Origin of the sequence: Hydrogenophaga sp. SNF1 (assembly GCF_034421675.1) — a bacterium.
GTDB lineage: Bacteria > Pseudomonadota > Gammaproteobacteria > Burkholderiales > Burkholderiaceae_C > Hydrogenophaga > Hydrogenophaga borbori.
On record NZ_CP139793.1, the window covers coordinates 1,648,361 to 1,671,973 of the forward strand.

Below are 23,613 nucleotides of genomic sequence, written 5' to 3' on the forward strand. Positions count from 1 at the left end.
CCCAGGGCGCCTCGGTGTGCTGGGCCATCGGTCCCCTGGTGGCCTACAAGGGCGTCGAGGCGCTCGGCACGTTCGTGATCGGCGTGGCCCTGGGCGAGGCGGCCCTGTTCCAGGCGGTGTTCCTGCTGGGGCCGCGCCGGTCTTCGGTCATTTTTGCGCTGCACGCGCCGCTGACCGCCGTTCTGGGCAGCGTCCTGTTCCGCGAAGCGGTGAAGCCCCTGACCGTGCTTGGCGTGACACTGGCTTTCGCGGGGGTGTCTGCGGCTGTCATCTTCCGCGCGCCGACCGAGAAGGCCGGCGGTACGTATCACAAGCCCGCGACGGCCCGTCTGGGGTTCTTGTTGGTTGCCGTGGCGCTCGCCTGTCAGGTCGCCGGTGCCTTGCTGGCCAAGGAGGTGGTCAATGAGGTGGCGCCGTTCTTTGCCTCTTTCCTGCGAACCTTCGCTGCCACCATCGCCTTCCTTCCCGTGTTCCTGGTGGTGCGGGGGGCGCCGCGCGCCAAGGGCAGCGCCCACCTGCCCATCGTCCTGGTGAGCGCGCTGGTCAGCACGATCGGCGGCATGACCTTGCTGCTGGCCGCACTGGCCAGCACGGGGATCGTGCGCGCCGTGATCTTGTCGTCGATGTCGCCGGTGATGTACATCCTCCTGATGTCTGTGCTTCGCGGGGAGAGCTTCCCGGTTCAGGCCTGGATCGGCAGCATCGTGGCGGTGGTGGGCGCCGCCCTTGCGATTCTGGCTTGAGGGGGAAGCCCCATACCCGCTTCACGCGCTGGGCCGCTCGGCCAATGCCTCGGCGAACAAGGCCTTGAGGGCCTCGTCGAAGCGGTCGAGCACGGTGGGTGTGGTCATGGGCTGTCCTCAGCGTGCCTGCATCAGCGCGTACATGCCGATGGCACCGGCGAGCAGGCCCAGCACGAAGATCCACAGGGCCTGGCCGGGGTTGACTGCGCTGGGCGCTGCCGGCGTGTCCAGGGGCTGCGTGGCCTCCCAGCGCGCAATGGCCTCGCGCCCAGCCTCGTACTGCGCCTCGTCGATCACCAGCCGCACCAGGCCCGCGGCCGGCAGCTCGCCCACGGCGCCTTGCAGGTGCTCGCCCAGCACCTGCGCATGCAGGCCTTCCTGCTTCAGGTAGTCCGCCAGCATGTGGGCTTCGACGGCGTTGGCGGCTTGGTAGAGCGTCTTCATGCCGCGCATTCTGGCAGCGCACCACATCCCCCATTTGTCCACTCCCCGTCGCCCGGGACGTCCGAAACCGCGCATGCTCGCGGGGCCTGCCCCAACCCCCAACCCATCCGGACGGAGAACCCCATGAACGACAAAGACCTGCTCGTCGGCCCCGTGCTGTCCTTTCGGGGCAGCGCGGGCGGCATCTGGAAAGTCACCGCGCTCATCGGCCTGAAAGAGGCTGCGCCCATTCCGGCCATGGAGGTGGAGGGCAAGCCTTGCCCCAGGCCGCGCGAGCTGCTGCTCACGCCAGGCGAGCGCTACCTGCGCTACGACCTGTCGTGCAAGCTGCTCAAGGGTGAGCGCTTGGTCGACTACGGCATCGCCGGCGGGCCGAGCTGGGCGATGACCGTGCCGGCCAAGGACGAGGCGCCGCGAATGGCCTACGTGTCGTGCAACGGCTTCTCGGACCCGGCGGTGATGCGCAAGCTGGTGCGCACCTCCAACGCCGTGTGGGAAGACCTGCTGTTCAGCCACGACAAGTCTTTGCGCGTGCCGCTGCCCTCGGGCGAGCCCAAGCTGCTGGACAAGGAACAGCTGTACCACGAGCGCCGCATCCACGACAAGCAGTTGCAGCGCTTCCACCTCATGCTCATGGGCGGCGACCAGATCTACTTCGATTCCATCTGGGAAGAGATCGATGCGCTGCGCCAGTGGGTGGCGCTGCCGCGCGCGGACCAACTGAGTTTTCCGGTGACGGCCGCGCTGGAGCGCAAGATCGAGGCGTATTACTTTGGCCTGTACCGCCAGCGCTGGCTGCCGAAGGACAGAAACGCCTGGTCGTCGACATTGCCTTCACTGGATGCCGCAACGGCCATGTCGCGCATCCCCACCATCATGATGTGGGACGACCACGACATCTTCGACGGCTGGGGGTCGTACAGCGGCGAGATGCAGCACAGCCCGCTGTTCCAGGCCCTGTTCCGCCACGCGCGGCGCGCCTTCTGGGTGTTCCAGATGCAGCACGCGCTGGACGAGTTGCCCGAGCTGCAAGACGCGACACCGCAGGGTTTTTCGACGCAAGACCCGATGTACCGGCCCATCGGCTGGACAAAAGCCTTGGCGAAGGACCCGCTGGCCCTGCCGCTGCTCGATGCCCAGCCGGGCTTCTCCTCGGTGTACCCGATCGGCCCGCTGGCCATCGTGGCGGCCGACCTGCGCACCGAGCGCTCGCGCCATCAGGTGATGGGCACCGACACCTGGCGCCAGGTCAAGGCCTGGCTGAACGCGCTGCCGGGCAGCGACAGCCCGGCGAAGACCAAGCCCTGCCGGCACCTGCTGTTCATGTCCTCGGTGCCGGTGGTGCACCCCAAGCTCTCGCTGGCCGAGCTGCTGCTCGACAAGTTCGGCGCCGACCACGTGACCGACAGCAACGCCGACGACCTGAAGGACCACTGGTCGCACGACGACCACGAGGGCGAGCGCAAGCGCCTGCTGGAGGTGTTCTCGGCCCTGGCCAAGGACAAGAAGATCCGTGTGTCGCTGGTCTCGGGCGACGTGCACGTGGCGGCCTGGGGCACGGCCTACCGCAAGGACCTGCCGGCCTCCGAGACCTGGTCGCAGATGCACCAGTTCACCTCGTCGGCGGTGGTGCACCCCTCGCTCATGGGCGTGATGGAGCGCCTGTTCCTGTCGTGGCTGAATTCGAGCGCCAAGCACCCGCAGGCCATCGACGTGATGTACGTGGCCGAGATGATGCTGTTCCCCGGCCACGACAAGCACGTGATGGCGGCGCGCAACTGGCTCGCGCTGGAGCTGGACGAGGGCACGCCCGAGGGCTGCAAGCTGTGGGCGACCTGGCGCTGCGAGACCGAGACCAGCTTCTCGAACCACCTGCTGGCGGTGGCGCCGGTGCAGTGAGGCGGGCGGGCCGCCTCGGTTGGCTTTCTCAGTTGGCTTTCTTTTCGGCGGGGGCGTTGTCCATCAGCGCCTTGAGCGTGCGCTTGGACACCTGGGCCTGATAGTCCGCCCACTCGCTGGCGTCCAGCGCCTGCTTGACCGCCACCGTGACCGAGTCGCCCAGGTCGTCGCAGAACTTGAAGGCTCGCTCCATGCCGGCGGGGCTCATGTTCGGCGCGCGAAAGGCTTGCTGGATCACCGGGATGTCGGCCGGCACGATGCCCATGCCCGTCAAGCCGGCGGTGTCCAGCGCGTGCCGGCGCGCGGACAGGTCGCGCATCCAGCCGAAGACCGTGCCGGCCCGCGCGCTGTCGGTGGACTTGAAGTACGCCTGGCTGAGGGTCTTGGTGGTGCGGTTGAAGAGCATGTCGCAGGCGCCGCCGATCTGCTGCAGGCTCTGCAGGCCCTTGAGCTCGGCCGGCAGGTCCGGCGGCTGGAAGTCGAGCTTGCCCGTGTTGCCTTGGGCTTGGGCCCCGGCGGTGAAACACAGCGCGAGCAGGGCGGCGGCGAGGATCGGGGCGGGCTTCATGCGAGGGCTCGGGGACGGTTGGTCGGGCCCCCGACGGTACACTGCCCCGGCCCTTGGAACGGGTGACGTTTTTCATGAACCTGTACGAAGTCATCCGCTGGGGCAACGACGCCGACGACCCCTTCACCGGCGGCCCCAATGGGCCGGACACGGGCTTCCTGGTGCGCGCGGGCTCGGTGGAGCAGGCGGCGGCCCTCGCGGACGAAGCCCTGCGCCGCGCCCGGCCCACGCGGGTCGGCGCCTGGGCCGGCGCGGTCCACCTGCTGGGCCAGGAGCACAGCACCGAAGCCGACGCCCGCATCCTGCGCGGCCCCTACGTGCAGCACGCCTACCGCCACGGCTGGCGGCAGTGGTGCCGGGACGAGGAGGGCGGGGCCTGGGTGGAGCGGGAGTGAGGGCCGTTGCCTGGCGCGCGCCAGCGGGTGGGCCCGCCAGGGGCGGGCGCCACAGGCGTGGTGCAGGCGTGGGCGACGCATCAAGGCCCTGTTGAGGCGCGTCTGCGGGGCCCGCACCGCCGCCGGTTGTCACAAGGCGCGGAGGTGGTCCGTCTTATGGGGGACTGGCCGAGTCCTGGCCGTCAAAGCCCACCCATAGGAAGGATCGATCCTCATGAATCGCGCGAACTGGTTTGCTGTATCTCCCGAAGGCGCCAAGGCCATTGGCGCCTTGCATCACTATGTCGTGAACGACACGAAGCTGCCCAGCACGCTCATCCATCTGGTATTCCTGCGTGTGTCGCAGATCAACGGCTGTGCCCACTGCATCGACATTCACACCCGCGACCTGATCAAAGAAGGCGTGTCCGTCGACAAGGCCGTGCTGGTGCCGGTCTGGCACGAGGCCGAGTACCTGTTCACTGAGCAAGAGCGTGCCGCGCTGGCCTGGTCGGAAGAAGTGACGCGCGTGAGCGAAACGCATGCCTCCGACGAGGCGTACGCCGCGGCGCTGGCCGTGTTCGGCGAGAAGGATCTGGTGGACCTCACCCTGACCATTGCCGCCATGAACGCGATCAACCGGCTCGGCGTCAGTTTCCGACTCAAGCCTCGCGCAAGGATCTGAAAGGACCTGTCGGCAGAGGATGCCCATGGGCGGGCGTTTCAACACCCGAAAGAAGGCGAGCGCCTCAGACCCCGCCGAAATCCCGCCGCAGCGTGGGCAGGCCCACCCCCGCCGCATCGAAGCCGCCGTCCACCGCCAGCACCTGGCCGGTGACGTAGCTGGCTTCCGGCGAGCAGAGGAAGCCGATGCCGTTGGCGATTTCCTCTTCCGAACCGTAGCGCGCCAGCGGCACCGCCGCATGGTAGTCGGCGCGGATCTCCGCCGTGTGCACCTGCCGGGCCATGGCCGTTTCCACCGGACCGGGCGCGATGGCGTTGCAGCGGATGCCCAGGCCCGCGAGCTCCACCGCCTGCTGCTTGGTCAGGTGGATGAGCGCGGCCTTGCTGGTGCCATAGGCCACGCGCAGCGTGCTCGCGCGCAGGCCCGAGATGGAGGCGATGTTGACGATGGCGCCGCCCTGGCGGCGCATCACCGGTACCACGGCCTGGCTGCAGAGGTAGGCGCCGTCGAGGTTGGTGGCCATCACGTAGCGCCACTCCTCGAAGCTGGTCTGCACCAGCGGCTTGAAGACGGCCACGCCCGCGTTGTTCACCAGCGCATCGATGCGCTGCCAGGTGGTGTCCACGGTCGCGACCACGTCGGCCACCTGCGCCGGGTGGGACACGTCGGCGGGCAGGGCCAGCGAGCGGCCCGGCGCTTCCCATTCGAGTTGCTCACGCGCCGCGTTCAGCGCGGGCGCGTCCTTGTCGACGATGACCACGCGCCACTGGCGCGCCAGGAACCAGCGCGCGCTGGCCAGGCCGATGCCACGCGCGGCGCCCGTGACGATGGCGACCTTGTGTTCCTGTACGTCCTGCGGCATGGCGTGGGCGTTCCTTCGTTCGGGATCAGTTGCGGCTCTGGTCGACCAGCTTGTTCTTGGCGATCCAGGGCATCATGGCGCGCAGCTGGGCACCCACCACCTCGATGCTGTGCTCGGCCGTGTTGCGCCGGCGCGCCGTCATGCTGGGGTAGCCCGTGCGCCCTTCCAGGATGAACGTCTTGGCGTAGTCGCCGTTCTGGATGCGCTTGAGCGCGTTGCGCATGGCCGCGCGCGACTGCTCGTTGATCACCTCCGGGCCCGTCACGTACTCACCGTACTCCGCGTTGTTGGAGATCGAGTAGTTCATGTTGGCGATGCCGCCCTCATAGATCAGGTCCACGATCAGCTTCAGCTCGTGCAGGCACTCGAAGTAGGCCATCTCGGGCGCGTAGCCGGCTTCCACCAGCGTCTCGTAGCCCATCTTGATCAGCTCGACCGCGCCGCCGCACAGCACCGCCTGCTCGCCGAACAGGTCCGTCTCGGTCTCTTCCTTGAAGTTGGTCTCGATGATGCCGGCCTTGCCGCCACCGTTGGCCATGGCGTAGCTCAGCGCCAGGTCGCGCGCCTTGCCGCTCTTGTCCTGGTGCACCGCCACCAGGTGCGGCACGCCGCCGCCCTGCGCGTAGGTGCTGCGCACCGTGTGGCCCGGCGCCTTGGGCGCCACCATCCACACGTCCAGGTCGGCGCGCGGCACCACCTGGTTGTAGTGCACGTTGAAGCCGTGCGCGAAGGCCAGCGAGCCGCCCTGCTTGATGTTCGGCTCCACGTTGTTGCGGTAGACCTCGGCGATCTGCTCGTCGGGCAGCAGGATCATCACCACGTCGGCGGACTTCACCGCCTCGTTGACCTCCAGCACCTTCAGCCCCGCCTTGCCCACCTTGTCCCAGCTCGCGCCCCCTTTGCGCAGGCCCACCACCACCTTCACCCCGCTGTCGTTGAGGTTCTGCGCGTGCGCGTGGCCCTGGCTGCCGTAGCCGATGATCGCGACCGTCTTGCCCTTGATGAGGGACAGATCGCAGTCCTTGTCGTAGAAAACTTTCATGGTCTTGTCTGTGGTGGGTGAAAACGGAAGGGGGGTCAGGCGGCCGTTGCCTGCGCGGCGTCGGCCATGAGCTGTTGCGCCGCCTCGACGACGGCGGACGGGGAGACGCGGGCCACGGTCTCCAGGCGCGTGGCGTAGCCCACGGGAATGCGCGGCGCGCCCAGGCGACCGATGCGGCAGCCCGTGGCCTGCGCGGCGGTGGCGGCCACCTCGGCGCCGAAGCCGCCGGCCTGCACCGCGTCGTGCACCACCAGCAGGCGGCGCGTGCGCGCGCAGTCGGCCAGCACGGTGTCGCGGTCCCAGGGCCAGAGCGTGCCCAGGTCGATGACGCTGGCGCGCACGCCCAACGCGGCCAGCTCGTCGGCGGCCTGGCTGGCGGTGCGCACGGCGGCGGACCAGCTCACAAGGGTGAGGTCATCGCCGCGCCGCAGAACGTTCGCGCGGCCGGGCGTGGCGACGAGGGATTCGTCCACGTCGCCTTCCAGGCCCCAGAGTTCCTTGTTCTCCATGTAGATCACCGGGTCCTCGCCGCGCAGGGCCTGGGTGAGCATGCTGTAGTTGTCCTGCGGGGTGGCGGGGCACATCACCACCACGCCGGGCAGGTGGGCGAACCAGGCTTCCAGACTTTGCGAGTGCTGCGCCGCCGAGTTGGACCAGAAGCCGATGGGCAGCCGCATCACCAGCGGCACGCGGCCCTGTCCGCCGAACATGTAGCGGTTCTTGGCGGCCTGGTTGACGATCTCGTCCATGGCGCAGAGCGCGAAGTCGACCACGCGCATTTCCACCACGGGGCGCATGCCCACGAGCGCCATGCCCACGCCGGCGCCGACGATGGTGGCCTCGGAGATGGGCGTGTCGATCACGCGCTCCGGCCCGAAAGCGGCCTGCAGGCCCTTGTATTGCTGGAAGATGCCGCCGCGACCCACGTCCTCGCCCAGCACCACGACGCGGGGGTCGGCGCGCATGGCGTTGGCCAGGGCGCGCACGGCGGCGTCGGCGTAGGTGGTTCGGATCAGTGCCATGGGCCGGCTCCGGTGGTCTGGATGTCGGTGAACGCGCTGGACGGGTCGGGCGCGGGCGAGGCGTCGGCGAAGGCCACGGCGTCGTCGATCTCGGCGCGCACCTCGGCGTCGATGGCGTCGAGCTGGGCCAGCGTGGCGCCGCGCGCCAGGGCGCGTTCGCGCGCGCGGCGCAGCGGGTCGGCGTCGATGGCGCCTTGCAGGTCCTGCGGGTCGCGGTAGCCCTGCGTGTCCACCGAGACGTGGCCGCGCACGCGCCAGGTGAGGGCGTGCAACAGCTGCGGGCCTTCGCCCGCGTGGATCCTGGCGACCAGGCGGCCGGCCGCCGCGTGCACGGCTTCCACGTCGTTGCCGTCGGCGGTTTCGCCGGGCACGCCCAGCGCCGCCGCGCGCGCGGCCACGCCGGGGCCGGCGCTCAGGCCGGCGGTGGCGGTGGTGGCGGAGTAGCGGTTGTCCTCGCAGACGAAGAGCACGGGCAGCCGGTAGACGGCGGCCCAGTTCAGCGATTCAAGGAAGGGACCGCGGTTGGTGGCGCCGTCGCCGAAGAAGCAGGCCACGAGCTGGGGCTTGCCTTGCAGCTTGAGCGCCTGCGCCGCGCCGCAGGCGATGGGCAGGCCGGCCGTGACCACGCCGTTGGCGCCCAGCATGCCGACCGAGAAATCGGCGATGTGCATGGAGCCGCCCTTGCCGCCGTTGCTGCCGCCGGCGCGGCCGAACAGCTCGGCCATCATGCGGCGCATGTCGCCGCCCTTGGCCAGGGTGTGGCCGTGGCCGCGGTGGGTGCTGGTGAGCAGGTCCTCGCGCGTGAGGTGGGCGCAGACGCCGGCGGCCACGGCCTCTTGTCCGATGGACAGGTGCAGGGGACCGCGCACCTTGGCGCGCTCGTCCACCTTGGCGCCGAGCACGCCCACGCCACCCTGGCTGGCCACCTCGGCCGCGAGTTCGAAGGCGCGAATGCGCGCCATGGTCCGGTAGAGATCGATCATGGAGACAGTGGGATGGGTCACAAGGCCAGGGTGGTGATGCCCGGCACGGCCGCGATGATCAGCACGCCCACCAGCAGCGCGATGAGGTAGGGCCAGATGGCGCCGATCACCTCGTCGGGCGGTGCGTCGCCGATGCGGCAGGCGATGTAGAAGCCCACGCCGATGGGGGGCATCATCAGGCCGATGTTCATGGCGCAGACGATGACCATGGCGTAGTGCACGTCGTTGATGCCCAGCTTGTGCGCGATGGGGAACATGATGGGCGCCAGCAGCAGCACGGCGGGCAGGCCTTCGAGCAGGCAGCCCAGGGCCACGAAGACCAGGATGGTGACGGCCATGAAGCCGACCCAGCCGCCGGGCAGCGTGGTCATGAAGCCGGAGAGGTGCTGCACCACGCCGCTTTGCGTGATGGACCAGGCCATGGCCGAGGCCGAGCCCAGCACCAGCAGCACCACGCCCGAGAGCGCGGCGGTTTCCACCAGCATGTCGTAGAACTTGCGCAGGCCGATGCCGCCGTACATCACCTGGCCCACGAACAGGGCGTAGACCACGGCGACGGTGGAGACCTCGGTGGCGGTGGCCACGCCTTCGCCCACCGCGGCGCGGATGAGGAAGGGCAGCACCAGGGCGGGCGCGGCGATGAGCAGGAAGCGGCCCACCATCTGCATCGGCGCGCGCTGGGTGTGGCTCATGTCCTCGTGGCGCGCCTTCCAGCGCGCCAGCACCAGCAGCACGGCCAGCAGCACCATGGCGATGACGAAGCCGGCCTGGAACAGGCCCGCGATGGACACGCCGGCCACCGCGCCCAGCACGATGAGCACGATGCTGGGCGGCACGGTGTCGGCCATGGCCGCGCCGGTGGCCAGCAAGGCCACCATCTCGCGCGGCTTGTGGCCGCGGCGCTTCATCTCCGGGAAGAGGGCGGGGGCCACGGTGGCCATGTCCGACACCTTGGAGCCCGAGATGCCCGAGACGATGAACAGCGAGCCCAGCAGCACGTAGGACATGCCGGCCTTGACGTGCCCGAGCAGCGAGCCCAGGAAGTCGACGATGGCCTTGCCCATGCCGGTGGCGTCGAGGATGCAGCCCAGCAGCACGAAGATCGGCACCGACACCAGCACCAGGCTGGACATGCCCTCGTCCATGCGACCGATGACCACGGTGAGCGGCACGTGCGTGGTGAAGGCCAGGTAGCACACCGCGCCAATGCCGAAGCAGAAGGCGATGGGCACGCCGGCCACCAGGCAGACGGCGGCGAAGCCGATGAGCACGAGGCCGATGTTGGCCGTGCCCAGCTTCATGAGCTGCGGCGAGAAGTGCCAGCACAGGCCCGCGACGGCCGCCACCAGCAGCACCGCCAGCGCCAGGTCGAGCTTGCGTGCCGAGCGGCCCGCGTACTGCACGATGAGGGCCAGCATGGCGATGAAGCCGAAAGCGATGGAGCTGACGCGGAAGGTGTTGGGCAGGTCGAGCGCCGGCGTGTGGATGAACCACTCGTCCCTGGCGTAGTCGATGGCCGGGCCGACGAGCGCCAGCAGCACGGCGGCGATGGCCACCAGCGCGAAGGCGTGCACGAACTCGCGCAGGCGCGGCGGCAGCAGGTCGACGAACAGGCCCAGGCGCAGGTGCTCGTTGCGGTGAACCGCGATGGCCGCGCCCAGCATGGTGAGCCAGATGAAGGAGATCGAGACGACCTCGTCGGACCACACCAGGGATTGGTTGAACAGGTAGCGCGAGATCACGCCCACGAGCAGCAGCACCGTGATGTTGAGCATCAGGAGGGCCGAGACGGCCTCCAGCGGCTTGAGCCAGAGCGGGCTGCGGCGCGTGTCGTGAAGGACGGCGCCCTTGAAGGCGCCGTCGGCGTCGGCGGAGGTGCCGGCGATGAGTTCGCTCATCGGACCGCCCGCCGGGCCGCCCCAAGGGCGGTCTGCGCCCCCTTGGGGGGCAGCGAATACACGAAGTGATGAGCGTGGGGGTTCATTTTTTCAGCCCAGCTTGCCGGTGTACTTCTCCATCACCGCCCAGGCCTCGTCGCCGAACTTGGCTTTCCACTCGGCGTAGAAGCCGGCGCTGCGCAGCTTCTCGCGGAAGGGCGCGGTGGCGGGCGAGTTGAAGACGATGCCCTTGGCCGTGAGGTCCTTCTGCAGCGTGGCCTCGTTGGCGGCCACGTCCACGCGCTCCTTCACGGCGGCGGCGTTGATGTGCTTGGTCACGATGTCGCGCACGTCGGGCGGCAGGCGGTCCCAGGCGCGGCGGTTGATCAGCGTCCAGAAGCCGTCCCACATGTGGTTGGTGAGCGAGCAGTACTTCTGCACCTCGTAGAGCTTGAAGTTGGAGATGACCGCGAACGGGTTCTCCTGTCCATCGGCCACCTTGGTCTGCAGGGCCGTGTACATCTCGGACGCGTTGATCGAGATCGGCGAGGAGCCGAAAGCCTTGAACATCGAGGTCCACATCGGCGACACCGGCACGCGGATCTTGAAACCCTCGAGGTCGGCCGGCGTGTTGATGGGCTTGGTGGACGAGGTGGTCTGGCGGAAGCCGTTGTCCCAGATGCGGTCGAGCGCGTGCAGGTTGGCCTTGGCGATTTGCGCGCGGATGTAGGCACCGACGTCGCCGTCCATGGCCTTCCACACGGCGTCGTAGTTGGGGAAGGCGAAGCCCAGGCCGTTGAGCGCGGCTGGCGTGACCAGGGTGGACAGGATGAGGCCGGAGAGGTTGAACATCTCCACGCCGCCCGAGCGCAGCTGGCTCAGCGTGTCGGTGTCGGAGCCGAGCTGGTTGCTGGGGAACAGCTGGATGTCCATGCGGCCGTTGGTTTCCTTCTTGATGGCCTCCACCGCTTCCTTGGCGCGCACGTTCATGGGGTGCTGCGGCGGCTGGTTGTTGGCGTACTTGAAGGTGAACTCGGCGTTCTGGCCGTACGCCAGCTTCAGCGGCGCGGCAATGCTGGCCGCGGTGATGCCCGTGGCCTTGATCAGGGTGCGGCGGGAAAGGCTCATCGTGTGTCTCCTCTGTGTGGTGGGACTGGCGGGGAAAGCGGTGCGGCTCAGGCGGCGGGCGCGGTGGCGGCGGGAATGTCGAACAGCTGGCGCATGTACAGGCCGCTGGCGAGGTAGCCACCGTCCACGCCCAGGGTCTGGCCGGTGACGAAGCTGGCCTGCTCGGAGGCGAAGAACAGCGCGGCGGCCGAGACCTCGGCCGGCGAGCAGAAGCGGTGCATGGGGCAGACGTCGAGGTAGGTGCTGGCCTTCGAGCTGCCGTGCAGGGTGCGGATCATGGGCGTGTCCACGAAGCCGGGCGCGATGGCGTTGACGGTGATGCCGTGCTCGCCGAGTTCGATGGCGAACTGCGCCGTCATGGCGATGAGCGCGGCCTTGGAACTGCCATAGGCCAGGCGGCCGGTGCCCGCGCGCACGCCGCTGATGGACGAGACATTGACGATGCGGCCCCAGCGCTGGCGCTTCATGCCGGGCAGCACCGCCTGCGTGAGCAGCATGGGCGCGGTGAGGTTGATGGCCAGCGTGGTGTTCCACTGCGCCAGCGAAACCTGGTCGTGCGGCTGCGTGGAGACCACGCCGGCGTTGTTGATGAGGATGTCCACCCGAGGGAAGCGCTGCCCCAGCGCGGCCATGGCGCGCTGAATGGCTTCGGCGTCGGCCAGGTCCAGCACCAGGGCTTCGGCCTGGCCGCCGGCCTGGCGGATGCCCTGCGCCGCCTGTTCGGCCGCCGGGCCGTTGCGGTCCACGATGCAGACCGTGGCGCCCTGTTGCGCGAGGTCTTGCGCGATCTGCAGACCGATGCCGCTGGCGGCGCCCGTGACCAGGGCGATGCGCCCGCCGTGCTGATTGGGGTTGTCCATCTCGCCCTTGTGAGGTTGAATGTCCAGAATGTGAATCGAATGGGCCGATGTTGGCAGCACAACCCGGGGCTGCGTCAGAGGAAAACCCTGAATCCGTCCGCAAAAGCGGTCCACTATGTGATCCGCGGTTTGCGGGTTTTCACCAAGATGAACACACCCGAACCACCGGCCGGCGAAACCGCCGGCGCGCAGACCCTGAGAAGGGGGCTGGGCATCCTGAAGCTGCTGGCGCGCCATCAGCCCGAGGGGCTGCGCATCGGCGAGATCGGGCGCCGCCTGGGCCTGAGCAAGGCCACGGCGGTGCGGCTCACGCACACGCTGGCCGACGAGCGCTTCGTGGTGCACGACCCGGCCACGCGCTGCTACCGCCTGGGGCCGGAGTCCTTCGTGGTGGGGCTGGCGGCCGAGCCCAGCTACTCGCTGCAGCGCCTGGCCACGGCCTCGCTGCGCGCGCTGGCGCTGGAGACCGGTGACTGGGTGTTCTTCTCGGTGGTGCAGGGGCTGGAGGCGATCTGCCTGTCGCGCGAGACGGGGCACGGTCCGATTCCCAGCGACGCGCTGCGCCTGGGCGACCGGCACCCGCTGGGCGTGGGCGCGGGTGGCCTGGCCATCCTGGCGGCGCTGCCCGACGACGAGGTGGAGCACGCGCTGTCGGTCAACGGCCCCTACATCGACGAGCACTTTCCCAAGTCGCCGGTGGCGGTGATCCGCCACCTGGTGGCCGAAACGCGCGAGCGCGGCTACGCGGTGATCCCGGGCATCGTGGTGCCGGGCTACTGGGCGCTGGGGGTGTCGCTGCAGCAGCGCGACGGCCGGCCGGTGGGCGCCATCGTGCTGGTGGCCAGCGAATCGCGCCTGCACCCGACGCGCCGCGCCGCGCTCGGCGAGCGCATGCTCAACATCGGCCGGGACCTGATGAGCCGTGCCGCGCAGGGCGAGGGCGAGGCCGCACCCTATCGGTGAGGCTCGGCCGGCTCCAGGATGCTCCTGGGCGGGTTGCGCTTCATCTCGTCGGCCAGGGTCACCTGCTCGGGGCTCATGCACTCGTCGGCCACCCGCAGGCCGAGCTTCTGGCTCATGAGCATGGACTTGTTGCCCAACTGCAGCCAGAGCGCGCCGCGTTTCGGGTCTTCCAGGCGGATGGCGCCGGTGCGGCTTTCCACCGGGTGCATGAAGTAGCGCGCCTTGCGGGGCTTGTCGACCTGCAGGATGAAGAAGCCTTGGCGCTTGGCGGGCGTGACCTGCACGGCGTTGCCCAGCTCGCAGGGGATGTTGCCGACGTAGACCCGCTGGGCCACCGCGAGCTCGGCGTCGCTCAGGGACACGTCGGTGTCTTCGTCGATCGGCGTGGCCTCTTCCACGGCCTTGGCCGCGGAGCGGGCCAGGGGCGCGCGCTTCTGGGTCGGCGTCTGGGACGCGGGCTTGGCCACGGCCTGGGATGCGGGGGCCTGTGCCAGCGCGGCGGGCGCCAAGGCCAGGGCGCTCAAGGAGACCAAGGAGACCAGGAGGGGGAGGGGCTTCATGGGTCGCGGCAGGTGGTGGGGATCAGCGCGCAGTCTGCGCGCACCGCTGGCGAAAGGGTGTTCGCAGATGTTTCCGTGGGGCCGTGCCCCTGTCGGCGCGTCCTGGACGCAGGCACCATCCGGTTCTATATACTTCGTATATGTTTCGTATAGAATCAGACCCATGGGCATCGTAAAGATTTCAGACCAGATGCACGAGAACCTGCGCCTGGCGAGCAACGCGCTCAGCCGCTCCATCAACGCGCAGGCCGAACACTGGATGCGTGTGGGCATGTTGGCCGAGCTGCACCCGGACCTGGACCACCAGGCGATCGCGCGCCTGTTGGTCCGGGCCGAACTCGAGGGCGGGCTGGACATCGCGCTGGCGGTTCCGCCCGAGGGCAGGGGCCGCCAGTCCCGCGCGCCATCGAACGGAAAACGCGGATGACCCGGGGCGTCGCCATCCAGTCCGCCGAGGGCATCGAGAAGGCGCGGCGCGCCGGCCAACTGGCGGCCGAGGTGCTGAGCGCCGTTGCGCCCCACGTGGTGCCGGGCGTGAGCACCGAGGCGCTCGACCGCCTCTGCCACGAGCACATCGTGAACGTGCAAGGCGCCCTTCCCGCGAACCTGGGCTACCACGGTTACCCCAAGACCATCCTCACCTCCGTCAACCAGGTGGTCTGTCACGGCATTCCGTCGCCCGACAAGATCCTGAGGAAGGGCGACATCGTCAACATCGACGTCGCCGTCAACAAGGACGGCTGGTTCGGTGACACCAGCCGCATGTATTTCGTCGGCGAGCCCGGCATCCTGGCCCGCCGCCTGGTGGAGGCGACCTATGAGGCCCTGGTCGCCGGCATCCGGCAGGTCCGGCCCGGCGCGACGCTGGGCGATATCGGTCATGCCATCCAGTCGGTCGCGCACCGCGAGCGCTTCAGCGTTGTGCGCGAGTACTGCGGACATGGCATCGGGCAGATCTACCACGACAAGCCGGATGTGCCGCACCACGGCCAGCGGGGGGAAGGGCTGCGGCTGGAGGCGGGCATGGTCTTCACCATCGAGCCGATGCTCAACGCCGGCCGGCGCGAGACGCGCACCCTGGCCGATGGATGGACCGTCGTGACGAAGGATCGCTCGCTGTCGGCGCAGTGGGAGCACATGGTGGCCGTGACGCCAGAGGGGTGCGAGGTGCTGACCCGTTGGCCGGACGGCACGGGGGCGTACGCACCGGTGTGAGTGCCAGCCGGGCCGGGCGGCGGCGAGCTCGCTAAGCTGCGCGCCCATGGACTCCCTCATCGCCGCTGCCGCCCGCGCGCTCGCCGCTGGTGATCCGCTGGGCGCGCTGCAGCGCGTGGCGCTGCGCGAAGACCCGCCCGCGCTGGCCCTGCGCGGCACCGCGATGGCGCAGCTGGGCGAGTACCCGCGCGCCCGCGAGCTGCTGCGCCGCGCGGGCAAGGGGTTCGGACCGCACGAGGCCCTGGCCCGCGCGCGCTGCGTGGTGGCCGAGGCCGAGGTGGCGCTGGCCCAGCGCGAGCTGGGGGGCTCGCCGCGCGCGTTGATGGCCGCCGCCAAAGCCCTGGCCGCGCGCGGCGACAGGCCCAATGCCTGGCGGGCGCAACTGATCGCCGCGCGCTGGCCGTTGCTGATGGGGCGGCTGGACGAGGCCGCCGCGCAGCTGGAGCCGCTGAATGGCCAGGCCCTGCCGCCGCCACTGGCCGCCCTGGCCCACCTCACGGCGGCGGAACTCGCGCTGCGCTCGCTGCGCACCGGCCCGGCACGCCAGGCGCTGGCGCGCGCGACGCAGGCGGCCGAGCGCGCGGGTGTGCCCGCGCTGCGCGCCGAGGTGAACGAGGCCCGCGCGGCCCTGGACCGCCCGGCCGCGCGCCGCGTGGGCGGCGGTGGTGAGCAGGTGCTGCGCCTGCAGGACGTGGAGGCGCTGCTCGCGTCGCGCGCCCTGGTGGTGGACGCCTGCCGGCGCGGCCTCAGCGCGGGCGCGGCGTGGCAGTCGCTCGCCAGCCGCCCGGTGCTGTTCGCGCTGGCGTTCGCGCTGGCGCAGGCCTGGCCCGGCGACGTGGACCGACAAGCGCTCATCGCGCGCGCCTTTCGAACGAAGCACCCCGACGAGACCCACCGCGCGCGGCTGCGCGTGGAGATCGGCCGCCTGCGCGCCATGGCGGCGGGCGTGGCCGACATCACGGCCACGCCGCGCGGTTTTCGGCTCGTGCCCCGGGACGAGCGGCCCGTGATCGTGCTGGCGCCGCCGATCGAGGGCGAACAGGCGGCGCTGCAGGCGCTGCTGTCCGATGGCGCGGCCTGGTCCACGTCGGCCCTGGCCCTGGCGCTGGGCGCCAGCCAGCGCACGGTGCAGCGCGCCCTCGCGGAGCTCCAGGACCAGGGCCGTGTGCGCGCCATCGGGCAGGCCCGCGCGCGCCGCTGGCTGGCGCCGCCGCTGACGGGATTCACGACGATCTTGTTACTCCCCGCTTCGCTGCCGCTTGACTAGAGTGCACCTCAAGGCGCCGCGTGTGGCGCCTTCAAGGAGCAAGCGATGAAGAGCAAACCATCGATCCAGCCCGCCGAGGTCGTGCGCGAGTACGGCCCCTTCGACGGCGCTGCCCAGGTCCACGGCGTGAGCTACGACGGCCGCCATGTGTGGGCCGCGACCGGCCCGCGCATCGTGGCCTTCGACCCCGCCAGCGGCGAGACCGTGCGCCGCATCGAGCAGCCGTGCGATGCGGGCACCGCCTTCGACGGCACGCACCTCTACCAGATCGCCGAGTCGCGCATCGACAAGATCGACCCGGCCACGGGGAAGGTGCTGTCGTCGATTCCCGCGCCGGGCCAGGGTTACGACTCGGGCCTGACCTGGGCCGAGGGCAGCCTGTGGGTGGGCCAGTACCGCGACCGCAAGATCCACCAGATCGACCCCGAGACCGGCGCGATTCGCCGCACCATCGAATCCAACCGCTTCGTCACCGGCGTCACCTGGGTCGACGGCCAGCTGTGGCACGGCACCTGGGAAGCCGACGACAGCGAACTGCGCCGCCTCGACCCCGCCAGCGGGGAGGTGCTGCAGCGTCTGCGCCTGCCGGCCGGCGAGGGCGTGAGCGGCTTGGAGTCCGACGGCGCCGAGCTGTTCTATTGCGGTGGCGGCGCCAGCGGCAAGGTGCGCGCCGTGCGCCGGCCCAAGTCCCTTCAATCTTGAGACAGGAGCGTCAGATGAACCCGACCACCACCACCGACCGAGAGCAATGGCTGGCGCAGCGCCTCGCGCTGCTGGCCCGCGAGAAGGAGCTGAGCCGCCTGGGCGACGAACTCGCCGAGGCGCGCCGCGCGCTGCCCTGGGTGCGCATGGACAAGCGCTACCTGTTCGACACGCCCGAAGGCCCGCGCGAACTCGCCGAGCTGTTCGACGGACACAGCCAACTGCTGGTGCAGCACTTCATGCTCGGCCCGGACTGGGAGCAGGGCTGCAAGAGCTGCTCGTACATGGCCGACCACACCGACGGCATGCTGGCGCACCTGGCCGCGCGCGACGTGAGTTTCGTGGCGATCTCGCGCGCGCCGCTGGCGAAGATCGAGCGCTTCCGCCGCCGCATGGGCTGGAACTTCCGCTGGGTCTCCTCGCATGGCAGCGACTTCAACCGCGACTTCGGCGTGAGCTTCACACCCGCGGAGGTGGCCGCGCAATCCATGCACTACAACTTCGCGCAACAGCCCTTCGCCAACGACGAGATGCCCGGCGTGAGCGTGTTCGCGAAGAACGGCGCCGGCGAGGTCTTCCACACCTACTCGACCTACGGGCGCGGGGTGGAAGTGATGATGGGCACCTACCGGCTGTTGGACCTCACGCCGCGCGGGCGCCACGAGGACGGCCTGGACGACACCATGGGCTGGGTGCGGCACCACGACCGCTACGAGAGCGCTCCGGCGGCCAAGGCGGGTGGATCATGCTGCGGCTCGCGCGCCTGATGGTGCTGCTGGTGCTCGGGCACCTGGGGTGCGCGAGCCAGGCCCTGGTGCCCGCCTTGCTGCCGCTGTGCCTGAGCGTGGTCTGACGCCGCCTCACGGCCCAGGTCCAGGAACATCGATTGCAGGTCGAGCGCGCCCCAGGTGCCCGGCCTTCGCCGGCCAGCAGGGCGCCAAGGAGCTTGCCCCATGCCACACGACAACCCGAAAGAGAAGGACCTGAAGGAGAAGGAGGACGTGCGCCTGTCCGGTCAGGCGCGCTCACCAAAGGACAAGGTACCGACCTACCAGGAGGCCTTGGACGAGGCGCTGGAGAACACCTTTCCGGCCAGCGACCCGGTGGCGGCCAGTGCGGCTGCTCAGCCACGGGAGCCGCACGCCACTTCGCGCGACGACAAGGACTGGCACCTTGAACCCGGCGCGGGCGACCCGGTGAACGCCGCGGCCTCGGACGCGCCCAAGCCTTCGGCGCGGGAGCCCCAGAGCGACGGGGCGCGGCGCCTGCGCCAGCAGTCGCGCGATGCCCTGGACAACGTGCGCGAAGGCCACGAGCGCCCGATGGACGATTCGCCGGCCCGGCCCTCGCCCGACCGCGTGGGTGCGCCCCGCAAGGGGCCGGTCAAGCGACCAGGATCGCGCTGAGGGATCAGCTGCGGTCCTGCAGTTCGGTCACGCCCGACTCGCGGGCGCAATGCGCGCAGCAGAAGATGCGCTCGCCGTCCTGCACGCCGTGGCCAATGACCTTGCAGCCGCAGTGCGCGCACGCGGGCGCGCAGGCGTGGATGGCGCACTCGAAGCTGTCCACGGTCACGGTCTTGTCCTGCGTGACGATCTGGAAGGATCGGTCGTAGTTGTTGCCGCAAACCTCGCATCGGGCCATGTGATACCTCCTTGAACTGGGTGGGGGAAAGCCGCGCGGCGGCAAGCCGCGTGCCCAGCCCATCCGGGCCGGATTGCGCCGACCCGGCCGAAATTGCGCGGAAGCTGGGCCGCGCGCTCCGGTGGGGCCCACCGCGCCGCTGGCCTGACATACCTTCGCTCCCCGTTCGACCCGCCCGGGTCTTGTGGCAACGACGAGGAGACCTCCAATGAACCTGAACCGCCGCGCCTTCACCGGCACCCTGGCCTCCGGCCTGCTGGCCGCTCCGCTCGCGGGCCTGTCTTCCCTGGCGCGCGCCCAGGGCAATGAGATCGTCATCGGCAGCATCCAGGACATGTCCGGCCCGCTGCAGCCCTTCGGGCGCGGCAAGAGCAACGTGCTCAAGTTCGGCGTGGCCCAGATCAACGCGGCCGGCGGCCTGCTGGGCCGCCCGCTGCGCATCGTCGAATACGACACGCAGTCGAACAACCAGCTCTACGCGCAGTTCGGCCAGCAGCTGGCGCTGCGCGACAAGGCCGTGGTGGCCTTCGGCGGCGTGACCAGCGCCGCGCGCGAGGTGGTGCGCCCCGTGCTGCGCCGCGCCAACGTGCCCTACTTCTACAACATGCCCTACGAGGGCGGCGTGTGCGACCGCAACACCGTGCTCACCGGCGTGACGCCCAGCCACGCGCTGCGCACCATCGTGCCGCACCTGATCAAGAACCACGGCAAGAAGCTCTACGTGCTGGGCGCGGACTACAACTTCGGCCAGCTCTCGGCCAAATGGATCCGCCGGCTCGCGGCCGAGCACGGCGGCGAGGTGGTGGGGGTGGAGCTGTTCCCCATGGACGCGGCGAACTTCAACACCACCATCGCCAAGATCCAGGCCGCGGCACCCAACGCCATCATCAACAGCTTCGTCGGTCCGGCGCACGGCAGCTTCTACGGCCAGTGGGCGGCCTCGGGCATGAAGGGCAAGGTCGCCCTGGCCTCGCAGACCTTCGGCGACGTGGGCGAGCACCTGCTCATGCCCAAGGAGATCACCAACGGCGTGATCGTCTGCACCAACTATTTCGAGGAGCTGGACATGCCCTCGAACAAGGCCTTCATCAAGGCCTACCGCGACGCGGGCCACAAGGACTACGTGAGCAACACCACGATGAACGAGTACGTGGCGCTGCGGCTGTGGGCCGCCGCCGTGGCCAAGGCCGGCAGCCTGGAGCGCAACGCGGTGCTCAAGGCGCTGGAGTCGAACCTGTCGATCGACGCGCCGCACGGCCAGGTGGCGCTCGACCCCGCCACCCACCACTGCAGCTACGACATGTACCTGGCCGAGGTGCGCGACGGCGGTTACCGCGTGCTGGACAAGAGCCGAGCGGTCACGGCCATCGACATGGTGGGCCAGTGCGACCTGGTGAAGAACCCGAACACCAACCAGCAGTTCGAGCCGCGCATCTGATGGACTACGCGGTCCTGTCCTTCCACCTCGTCTACGCCATTGCCCTGCTGGTGCTCACCAGCCTGGGCCTGGCCATCGTTTTCGGGATGATGCGGGTGGTGAACTTCGCACACGGCGAGTTCCTCATGATCGGCGGCTATACCCTGGTGCTCAGCGTGCAGGCCGGCCTCAACATCTGGCTCGCCATGTTCGTGGTCGCGCCGGCGGTGGTGGGGCTGGTGGGCTACGCGCTGGAGCGGCTGATCATCCGCCACCTCTACGGGCGCATGCTCGACACCATCCTCGCCACCTGGGGCGTGAGCCTGGCGCTCATCGGCCTGGCGACCTGGGCCTTCGGCTTCCAGCAGCGCGGCGTGGTCGCGCCGCTGGGCAGCTTCACGCTCGGCGGCTACCGCGACTCCTGGTACAGCGTGCTGATCATCGCGGTCGCCGCCGCGCTGGTGCTGGGCACCTGGTGGGTGCTGCGCCACACGCGCACCGGCCTGCTGGCGCGCGGCACCATGCAGAACGCGCCGATGGCCGAGGCCCTGGGCATGAACACCTCGCGCGTGTACGCCTGGACCTTCGCGGCCGGCGCGGCCATCAGCGGCCTGGCGGGCGCGGTGATGGCACCGCTGACCGGCGCGGTGCCCACCATCGGCACGGCCTACGTCACGCGCGCCTTCATCACCGTCATCACCGGCGGGGCCAACGCGATCACGGGCACGGTGGTGGCGAGTTCGCTGTTCGGCACGCTGAGCGAGCTGGTCACGCGCTGGGCCACGCCGGTGGCCGGGCACGTGGCGCTGCTGGCACTGGCCGTGGTGCTGCTGCGCCTCATGCCGTCGGGCATCACCGGCCGCTTCTTCCGGAGGTCGCTGTGAGCGCACGCATTGCAGGTGTCAAGCCGCTGGCGTGGGCGCTGGCGGTGGTGGCGCTGTTCGGCGTCGCCTGGCTGGTGGACCTGGCCACGCTGGTCACGCTCAACGTCTACGTGATCTTGTCCATCCTGGCGCTGAGCATGGCGCTGGTGTGGGGCGTGGCGGGCATCTTCAGCTTCGGCCAGTCGGTGTTCTTTGGCCTGGGCGCCTACGCCTACGCGGTGCTGGCGCTCAATGGCCAGGGCAGCGCGATCGCCCTGGGCGCCGCCTTGCTGCTGCCGGTGGCGGGCGCGGCGCTGATGGGCTACTTCCTGTTCTACGGCCGCATCAGCGACGTCTACCTGGGCGTGATCACGCTGACCGCTTCGCTGATCCTGTTCCATCTGGTCAACACCGTGTCGGGCTCGGATTTCCGCCTCGGCGAGGTGGCGCTGGGTGGCTACAACGGCATCCCGGGCGTGCCACCGATCGCGCTGTTCGGGCAGGAGCTGGACTTCGCACAGCTCTACCTGCTGAGCGCGGTGCTGCTGGTCCTGGTCTACGCGGGCCTCGAGGGCCTGGTGCGTTCGCGTTTCGGCCAGGTCGTCGCGGCGATCCGCGAGCATGAGCTGCGCGCCGAGCTTCTGGGCTACGACGCGCGCGCCCACAAGCTCGGCGTGTTCGTGATCGGCGCGGCCATCGCCGGTCTGGCGGGCGCGCTGCACGCGGCCTGGGGCGGCTTCGTCGGACCCGATGTGTTCGGCATCAGCTTCGCGGCGCAGATCATCATCTGGGCCCAGGTGGGTGGCGTGGGCCTGCTGCTCGGCCCGGTGCTGGGCTGCGTGCTGATCCAGTGGCTGACCACCTGGCTGGGCCAGACGCGCCTGGCCGACACCAACCTGGTGCTGGGCACGATCTTCGTGCTGTGCGTGCTGCTGCTGCCCAAGGGCCTGCTGCCCTGGCTGCGCGAGCGCATGCCCGGCCGCGACGGGGGCGCCGCATGAGCGCCCCGGCATCCCCGCAGGACCTGGCCATCCACACCGAAGACCTGAGCGTGCGCTTCGGCGGCGTGGTGGCGGTGGACCGGGTGAACCTGTCCGTGGCGCGCGGCGAGCTGCGCTGCCTCATCGGCCCCAACGGCGCGGGCAAAAGCACGCTGTTCAAGACGCTCACGGGCCAGCAGGCGCCGAGCGCGGGCCGCGTGCGCATCCTGGGCCGCGAGGTCAATGGCTTCGAGCGCCACGAGATCGCGCGGCTGGGCGTGGGCGTGAAGACCCAGGTGTCCAGCGTGTTCGACGGCCTCACGGTGGACGCCAGCCTGCGCGTGGCCGCCGGCCGCCACCGCGCGCGCCGCCCGGTGGGCGCGGTGGTCGACGAGGTGCTCGAACAGCTGCGCCTGGGCGCGGTGCGCCAGCGCCAGCTGGGTGCGCTCTCGCACGGCCAGCGCCAGTGGGTGGAGCTGGGCATGGTGCTCGCGACCGACCCGCTGCTGGTGCTGCTGGACGAGCCGGTGGCCGGCATGAGCGAGGAGGAGACCGCGCGCACGGCCGAGCTGATCCTGTCCATGCGCGGCGCGGGCCGCGCCATCGTGGTGGTGGAGCACGACATGCGCTTCGTGCGCCGCATTGCCGAGCGCGTGACGGTGCTGCACCGCGGCGCCGTGCTGCGCGACGGCGCCGTGGACGCGGTGCTGGCCGATCCCGTGGTGCGCGACGTCTACCTGGGTCGAGAGGAGCATGTGCGTGCTTGAACTGCAAGGCATCCGTGGCGGCTACGGCCGCATCAACGTGCTCGACGGCGTCTCGCTGTCGGTGGGTGAGGGCGAGTTCCTCGGCGTGCTGGGGCACAACGGCATGGGCAAGACCACGCTCATGCGCGCCATCGTGGGCGAGATCGCGCTGACGGCGGGCACGCTGCGCTGGCGGGGCCAGTCGATCGCGGGCCTGCCCACGCACCGGCGCGTGGCGCTGGGCATCGGCTATGTGCCGCAGGGCCGGCGCATTTTCCCGCTGCTGTCGGTGCGCGAGAACCTGCTGTTCGCGGCCTCGGTGCACGGGCGGCGCGAGGCGGCGCGCGTGGTGGACGAGGTGCTGGCCGACTTCCCCGCGCTGCCGCGCCTGCTGGAGCGCCCCGGCGGCCTGCTGAGCGGTGGCGAGCAGCAGATCCTGGCGCTGGCGCGTTGCCTGTGCACGCGGCCCACGCTGGTGCTGCTGGACGAACCCACCGAGGGCATACAGCCCTCCATCATCGAGGACATGGTGGTGCTGCTGCGCGCACTGCGCGAGCGCCACCGCCTGTCCATCGTGCTGGTCGAGCAGAACCTCGACTTCCTGCGCGCCCTGTCCGACCGCATCGTGGTGCTGGAGAAGGGCCGCACCGTGCGCGAGGCCCGCGCCAGCGACGCCGCGGCGATGGCGGCGCTGGTCGAGTCGGCCGAGTTCGCGGGCTGAGGCGGCGCGACCCGCGCCCGCCGATCTCCAACAAGACTTTCAAGGGAA

Annotated in this window: 27 protein-coding genes; 16 read left to right on the forward strand and 11 right to left on the reverse strand. The window is 70.0% G+C overall.

Annotation, left to right across the window (positions count from 1 at the left end; all coding sequences use genetic code 11):
* Nucleotides 1-38: 38 nt before the first annotated feature.
* Entirely contained in the window at nt 39-743 is a 705-nt protein-coding gene (locus SOM08_RS07975) for a DMT family transporter (protein ID WP_322470470.1), read from the forward strand.
* A gap of 117 nt (nt 744-860) precedes the next feature.
* Here SOM08_RS07975 and SOM08_RS07980 read toward each other — a convergent pair whose 3' ends face one another.
* Nucleotides 861-1,187 (reverse strand): DUF2007 domain-containing protein, encoded by a 327-nt coding sequence (locus SOM08_RS07980; protein ID WP_322470471.1) that lies wholly within the window; start codon nt 1,185-1,187, stop codon nt 861-863.
* A 123-nt stretch (nt 1,188-1,310) separates the two neighbouring features.
* Here SOM08_RS07980 and SOM08_RS07985 point away from each other — a divergent pair, with 123 nt between their 5' ends.
* Nucleotides 1,311-3,086: an alkaline phosphatase family protein gene (locus tag SOM08_RS07985; RefSeq protein ID WP_322470472.1), complete on the forward strand. Its 1,776-nt coding sequence runs from the start codon at nt 1,311-1,313 to the stop codon at nt 3,084-3,086.
* Between the two features lie 28 nt (nt 3,087-3,114).
* Here SOM08_RS07985 and SOM08_RS07990 read toward each other — a convergent pair whose 3' ends face one another.
* Nucleotides 3,115-3,654, reverse strand: coding sequence for a hypothetical protein (locus tag SOM08_RS07990; protein WP_322470473.1), 540 nt, complete (start codon nt 3,652-3,654; stop codon nt 3,115-3,117).
* Nucleotides 3,655-3,728: 74 nt separating this feature from the next.
* On the opposite strand from SOM08_RS07990, the gene SOM08_RS07995 reads away from it, so the two are divergent.
* Nucleotides 3,729-4,049 carry a hypothetical protein gene (locus SOM08_RS07995; RefSeq protein WP_116960507.1) on the forward strand — a complete coding sequence of 107 codons (321 nt, stop codon included), beginning with the start codon at nt 3,729-3,731 and terminating at the stop codon, nt 4,047-4,049.
* Nucleotides 4,050-4,263: 214 nt separating this feature from the next.
* Nucleotides 4,264-4,713 carry a carboxymuconolactone decarboxylase family protein gene (locus SOM08_RS08000; protein WP_116960506.1) on the forward strand — a complete coding sequence of 150 codons (450 nt, stop codon included), beginning with the start codon at nt 4,264-4,266 and terminating at the stop codon, nt 4,711-4,713.
* Nucleotides 4,714-4,777: 64 nt separating this feature from the next.
* Here SOM08_RS08000 and SOM08_RS08005 read toward each other — a convergent pair whose 3' ends face one another.
* From SOM08_RS08005 to SOM08_RS08035, 7 genes are all read right to left on the reverse strand, one after another.
* A complete protein-coding gene (locus tag SOM08_RS08005; RefSeq protein WP_116960505.1) occupies nt 4,778-5,575 on the reverse strand; it encodes an SDR family NAD(P)-dependent oxidoreductase in 798 nt (265 codons plus the stop codon).
* A gap of 25 nt (nt 5,576-5,600) precedes the next feature.
* Nucleotides 5,601-6,617: a ketol-acid reductoisomerase gene (gene ilvC / locus SOM08_RS08010; protein ID WP_322470474.1), complete on the reverse strand. Its 1,017-nt coding sequence runs from the start codon at nt 6,615-6,617 to the stop codon at nt 5,601-5,603.
* A gap of 35 nt (nt 6,618-6,652) precedes the next feature.
* Nucleotides 6,653-7,639: an alpha-ketoacid dehydrogenase subunit beta gene (locus SOM08_RS08015; RefSeq protein ID WP_116957559.1), complete on the reverse strand. Its 987-nt coding sequence runs from the start codon at nt 7,637-7,639 to the stop codon at nt 6,653-6,655.
* Nucleotides 7,630-8,622, reverse strand: coding sequence for a thiamine pyrophosphate-dependent dehydrogenase E1 component subunit alpha (locus SOM08_RS08020; protein ID WP_116957560.1), 993 nt, complete (start codon nt 8,620-8,622; stop codon nt 7,630-7,632). Before SOM08_RS08020 ends, SOM08_RS08015 begins: the two co-directional genes overlap by 10 nt.
* A 17-nt stretch (nt 8,623-8,639) precedes the next feature.
* Nucleotides 8,640-10,520: a TRAP transporter large permease subunit gene (locus tag SOM08_RS08025; RefSeq protein WP_116957561.1), complete on the reverse strand. Its 1,881-nt coding sequence runs from the start codon at nt 10,518-10,520 to the stop codon at nt 8,640-8,642.
* A 90-nt stretch (nt 10,521-10,610) separates the two neighbouring features.
* Entirely contained in the window at nt 10,611-11,627 is a 1,017-nt protein-coding gene (locus tag SOM08_RS08030; protein ID WP_116957562.1) for a TRAP transporter substrate-binding protein, read from the reverse strand.
* 47 nt (nt 11,628-11,674) lie between these two features.
* On the reverse strand, nt 11,675-12,487 hold the full coding sequence (locus SOM08_RS08035) for an SDR family NAD(P)-dependent oxidoreductase (protein ID WP_181936404.1): 813 nt from the start codon (nt 12,485-12,487) through the stop codon (nt 11,675-11,677).
* A gap of 147 nt (nt 12,488-12,634) precedes the next feature.
* Here SOM08_RS08035 and SOM08_RS08040 point away from each other — a divergent pair, with 147 nt between their 5' ends.
* Nucleotides 12,635-13,450, forward strand: coding sequence for an IclR family transcriptional regulator (locus SOM08_RS08040; protein WP_116957988.1), 816 nt, complete (start codon nt 12,635-12,637; stop codon nt 13,448-13,450).
* On the opposite strand, the gene SOM08_RS08045 is transcribed toward SOM08_RS08040, so the two are convergent.
* Nucleotides 13,441-14,010, reverse strand: coding sequence for a hypothetical protein (locus tag SOM08_RS08045; protein WP_322470475.1), 570 nt, complete (start codon nt 14,008-14,010; stop codon nt 13,441-13,443). The two genes, SOM08_RS08040 and SOM08_RS08045, sit on opposite strands and share 10 nt — an antisense overlap.
* A 163-nt stretch (nt 14,011-14,173) precedes the next feature.
* Between SOM08_RS08045 and SOM08_RS08050 the strand changes: the two genes are divergently transcribed.
* The 6 genes from SOM08_RS08050 to SOM08_RS08075 all read left to right on the forward strand — a co-directional run bounded on the left by SOM08_RS08050 (nt 14,174) and on the right by SOM08_RS08075 (nt 18,600).
* Entirely contained in the window at nt 14,174-14,437 is a 264-nt protein-coding gene (locus SOM08_RS08050; protein WP_116957564.1) for a ParD-like family protein, read from the forward strand.
* Complete coding sequence (gene map, locus SOM08_RS08055; protein ID WP_116957565.1) at nt 14,434-15,225, forward strand: type I methionyl aminopeptidase; 792 nt, start codon at nt 14,434-14,436, stop codon at nt 15,223-15,225. Before SOM08_RS08050 ends, map begins: the two co-directional genes overlap by 4 nt.
* Before the next feature lie 46 nt (nt 15,226-15,271).
* A complete protein-coding gene (locus SOM08_RS08060) occupies nt 15,272-16,492 on the forward strand; it encodes a helix-turn-helix domain-containing protein (protein ID WP_116957566.1) in 1,221 nt (406 codons plus the stop codon).
* 45 nt (nt 16,493-16,537) lie between these two features.
* Entirely contained in the window at nt 16,538-17,194 is a 657-nt protein-coding gene (locus tag SOM08_RS08065) for a PQQ-binding-like beta-propeller repeat protein (RefSeq protein ID WP_116957567.1), read from the forward strand.
* A 14-nt stretch (nt 17,195-17,208) separates the two neighbouring features.
* The gene (locus tag SOM08_RS08070) at nt 17,209-17,961 is read left to right on the forward strand and encodes a DUF899 domain-containing protein (RefSeq protein ID WP_322470476.1); all 753 of its coding nucleotides are present in this window, start codon (nt 17,209-17,211) and stop codon (nt 17,959-17,961) included.
* Between the two features lie 186 nt (nt 17,962-18,147).
* Nucleotides 18,148-18,600 carry a hypothetical protein gene (locus tag SOM08_RS08075; protein ID WP_116957569.1) on the forward strand — a complete coding sequence of 151 codons (453 nt, stop codon included), beginning with the start codon at nt 18,148-18,150 and terminating at the stop codon, nt 18,598-18,600.
* A 4-nt stretch (nt 18,601-18,604) separates the two neighbouring features.
* On the opposite strand, the gene SOM08_RS08080 is transcribed toward SOM08_RS08075, so the two are convergent.
* On the reverse strand, nt 18,605-18,838 hold the full coding sequence (locus tag SOM08_RS08080) for a hypothetical protein (protein WP_116957570.1): 234 nt from the start codon (nt 18,836-18,838) through the stop codon (nt 18,605-18,607).
* Nucleotides 18,839-19,046: 208 nt separating this feature from the next.
* Between SOM08_RS08080 and SOM08_RS08085 the strand changes: the two genes are divergently transcribed.
* From SOM08_RS08085 to SOM08_RS08105, 5 genes are read left to right on the forward strand one after another with little or no spacing between them, the layout of a single operon-like run.
* Nucleotides 19,047-20,276 (forward strand): ABC transporter substrate-binding protein, encoded by a 1,230-nt coding sequence (locus SOM08_RS08085; RefSeq protein WP_116957571.1) that lies wholly within the window; start codon nt 19,047-19,049, stop codon nt 20,274-20,276.
* Nucleotides 20,276-21,139 carry a branched-chain amino acid ABC transporter permease gene (locus SOM08_RS08090; protein WP_116957572.1) on the forward strand — a complete coding sequence of 288 codons (864 nt, stop codon included), beginning with the start codon at nt 20,276-20,278 and terminating at the stop codon, nt 21,137-21,139. Before SOM08_RS08085 ends, SOM08_RS08090 begins: the two co-directional genes overlap by 1 nt.
* Nucleotides 21,136-22,119: an ABC transporter permease subunit gene (locus SOM08_RS08095; protein ID WP_322470477.1), complete on the forward strand. Its 984-nt coding sequence runs from the start codon at nt 21,136-21,138 to the stop codon at nt 22,117-22,119. Before SOM08_RS08090 ends, SOM08_RS08095 begins: the two co-directional genes overlap by 4 nt.
* Complete coding sequence (locus SOM08_RS08100) at nt 22,116-22,865, forward strand: ATP-binding cassette domain-containing protein (RefSeq protein ID WP_116957573.1); 750 nt, start codon at nt 22,116-22,118, stop codon at nt 22,863-22,865. The genes SOM08_RS08095 and SOM08_RS08100 overlap by 4 nt, the downstream gene beginning before the upstream one ends.
* A complete protein-coding gene (locus tag SOM08_RS08105) occupies nt 22,852-23,565 on the forward strand; it encodes an ABC transporter ATP-binding protein (protein ID WP_116957574.1) in 714 nt (237 codons plus the stop codon). Before SOM08_RS08100 ends, SOM08_RS08105 begins: the two co-directional genes overlap by 14 nt.
* Nucleotides 23,566-23,613 lie beyond the last annotated feature (48 nt).

Bases quoted from the DNA above. Each gene is read 5' to 3' on its own strand.
- SOM08_RS08080 (WP_116957570.1), bottom strand. From the start codon at position 18,838: ATGGCCCGATGCGAGGTTTGCGGCAACAACTACGACCGATCCTTCCAG.
- SOM08_RS08035 (WP_181936404.1), bottom strand. From the start codon at position 12,487: ATGGACAACCCCAATCAGCACGGCGGGCGCATCGCCCTGGTCACGGGC.
- SOM08_RS08085 (WP_116957571.1), top strand. From the start codon at position 19,047: ATGAACCTGAACCGCCGCGCCTTCACCGGCACCCTGGCCTCCGGCCTG.
- SOM08_RS08065 (WP_116957567.1), top strand. From the start codon at position 16,538: ATGAAGAGCAAACCATCGATCCAGCCCGCCGAGGTCGTGCGCGAGTAC.
- SOM08_RS08075 (WP_116957569.1), top strand. From the start codon at position 18,148: ATGCCACACGACAACCCGAAAGAGAAGGACCTGAAGGAGAAGGAGGAC.
- SOM08_RS08040 (WP_116957988.1), top strand. From the start codon at position 12,635: ATGAACACACCCGAACCACCGGCCGGCGAAACCGCCGGCGCGCAGACC.
- SOM08_RS08050 (WP_116957564.1), top strand. From the start codon at position 14,174: ATGGGCATCGTAAAGATTTCAGACCAGATGCACGAGAACCTGCGCCTG.
- map (WP_116957565.1), top strand. From the start codon at position 14,434: ATGACCCGGGGCGTCGCCATCCAGTCCGCCGAGGGCATCGAGAAGGCG.
- SOM08_RS07985 (WP_322470472.1), top strand. From the start codon at position 1,311: ATGAACGACAAAGACCTGCTCGTCGGCCCCGTGCTGTCCTTTCGGGGC.
- SOM08_RS08030 (WP_116957562.1), bottom strand. From the start codon at position 11,627: ATGAGCCTTTCCCGCCGCACCCTGATCAAGGCCACGGGCATCACCGCG.
- SOM08_RS08000 (WP_116960506.1), top strand. From the start codon at position 4,264: ATGAATCGCGCGAACTGGTTTGCTGTATCTCCCGAAGGCGCCAAGGCC.
- SOM08_RS08090 (WP_116957572.1), top strand. From the start codon at position 20,276: ATGGACTACGCGGTCCTGTCCTTCCACCTCGTCTACGCCATTGCCCTG.
- SOM08_RS07980 (WP_322470471.1), bottom strand. From the start codon at position 1,187: ATGAAGACGCTCTACCAAGCCGCCAACGCCGTCGAAGCCCACATGCTG.
- SOM08_RS08025 (WP_116957561.1), bottom strand. From the start codon at position 10,520: ATGAGCGAACTCATCGCCGGCACCTCCGCCGACGCCGACGGCGCCTTC.
- SOM08_RS08105 (WP_116957574.1), top strand. From the start codon at position 22,852: ATGTGCGTGCTTGAACTGCAAGGCATCCGTGGCGGCTACGGCCGCATC.
- SOM08_RS08020 (WP_116957560.1), bottom strand. From the start codon at position 8,622: ATGATCGATCTCTACCGGACCATGGCGCGCATTCGCGCCTTCGAACTC.
- SOM08_RS07995 (WP_116960507.1), top strand. From the start codon at position 3,729: ATGAACCTGTACGAAGTCATCCGCTGGGGCAACGACGCCGACGACCCC.
- SOM08_RS08015 (WP_116957559.1), bottom strand. From the start codon at position 7,639: ATGGCACTGATCCGAACCACCTACGCCGACGCCGCCGTGCGCGCCCTG.
- SOM08_RS08045 (WP_322470475.1), bottom strand. From the start codon at position 14,010: ATGAAGCCCCTCCCCCTCCTGGTCTCCTTGGTCTCCTTGAGCGCCCTG.
- SOM08_RS07990 (WP_322470473.1), bottom strand. From the start codon at position 3,654: ATGAAGCCCGCCCCGATCCTCGCCGCCGCCCTGCTCGCGCTGTGTTTC.
- ilvC (WP_322470474.1), bottom strand. From the start codon at position 6,617: ATGAAAGTTTTCTACGACAAGGACTGCGATCTGTCCCTCATCAAGGGC.
- SOM08_RS08070 (WP_322470476.1), top strand. From the start codon at position 17,209: ATGAACCCGACCACCACCACCGACCGAGAGCAATGGCTGGCGCAGCGC.
- SOM08_RS08005 (WP_116960505.1), bottom strand. From the start codon at position 5,575: ATGCCGCAGGACGTACAGGAACACAAGGTCGCCATCGTCACGGGCGCC.
- SOM08_RS08100 (WP_116957573.1), top strand. From the start codon at position 22,116: ATGAGCGCCCCGGCATCCCCGCAGGACCTGGCCATCCACACCGAAGAC.
- SOM08_RS08060 (WP_116957566.1), top strand. From the start codon at position 15,272: ATGGACTCCCTCATCGCCGCTGCCGCCCGCGCGCTCGCCGCTGGTGAT.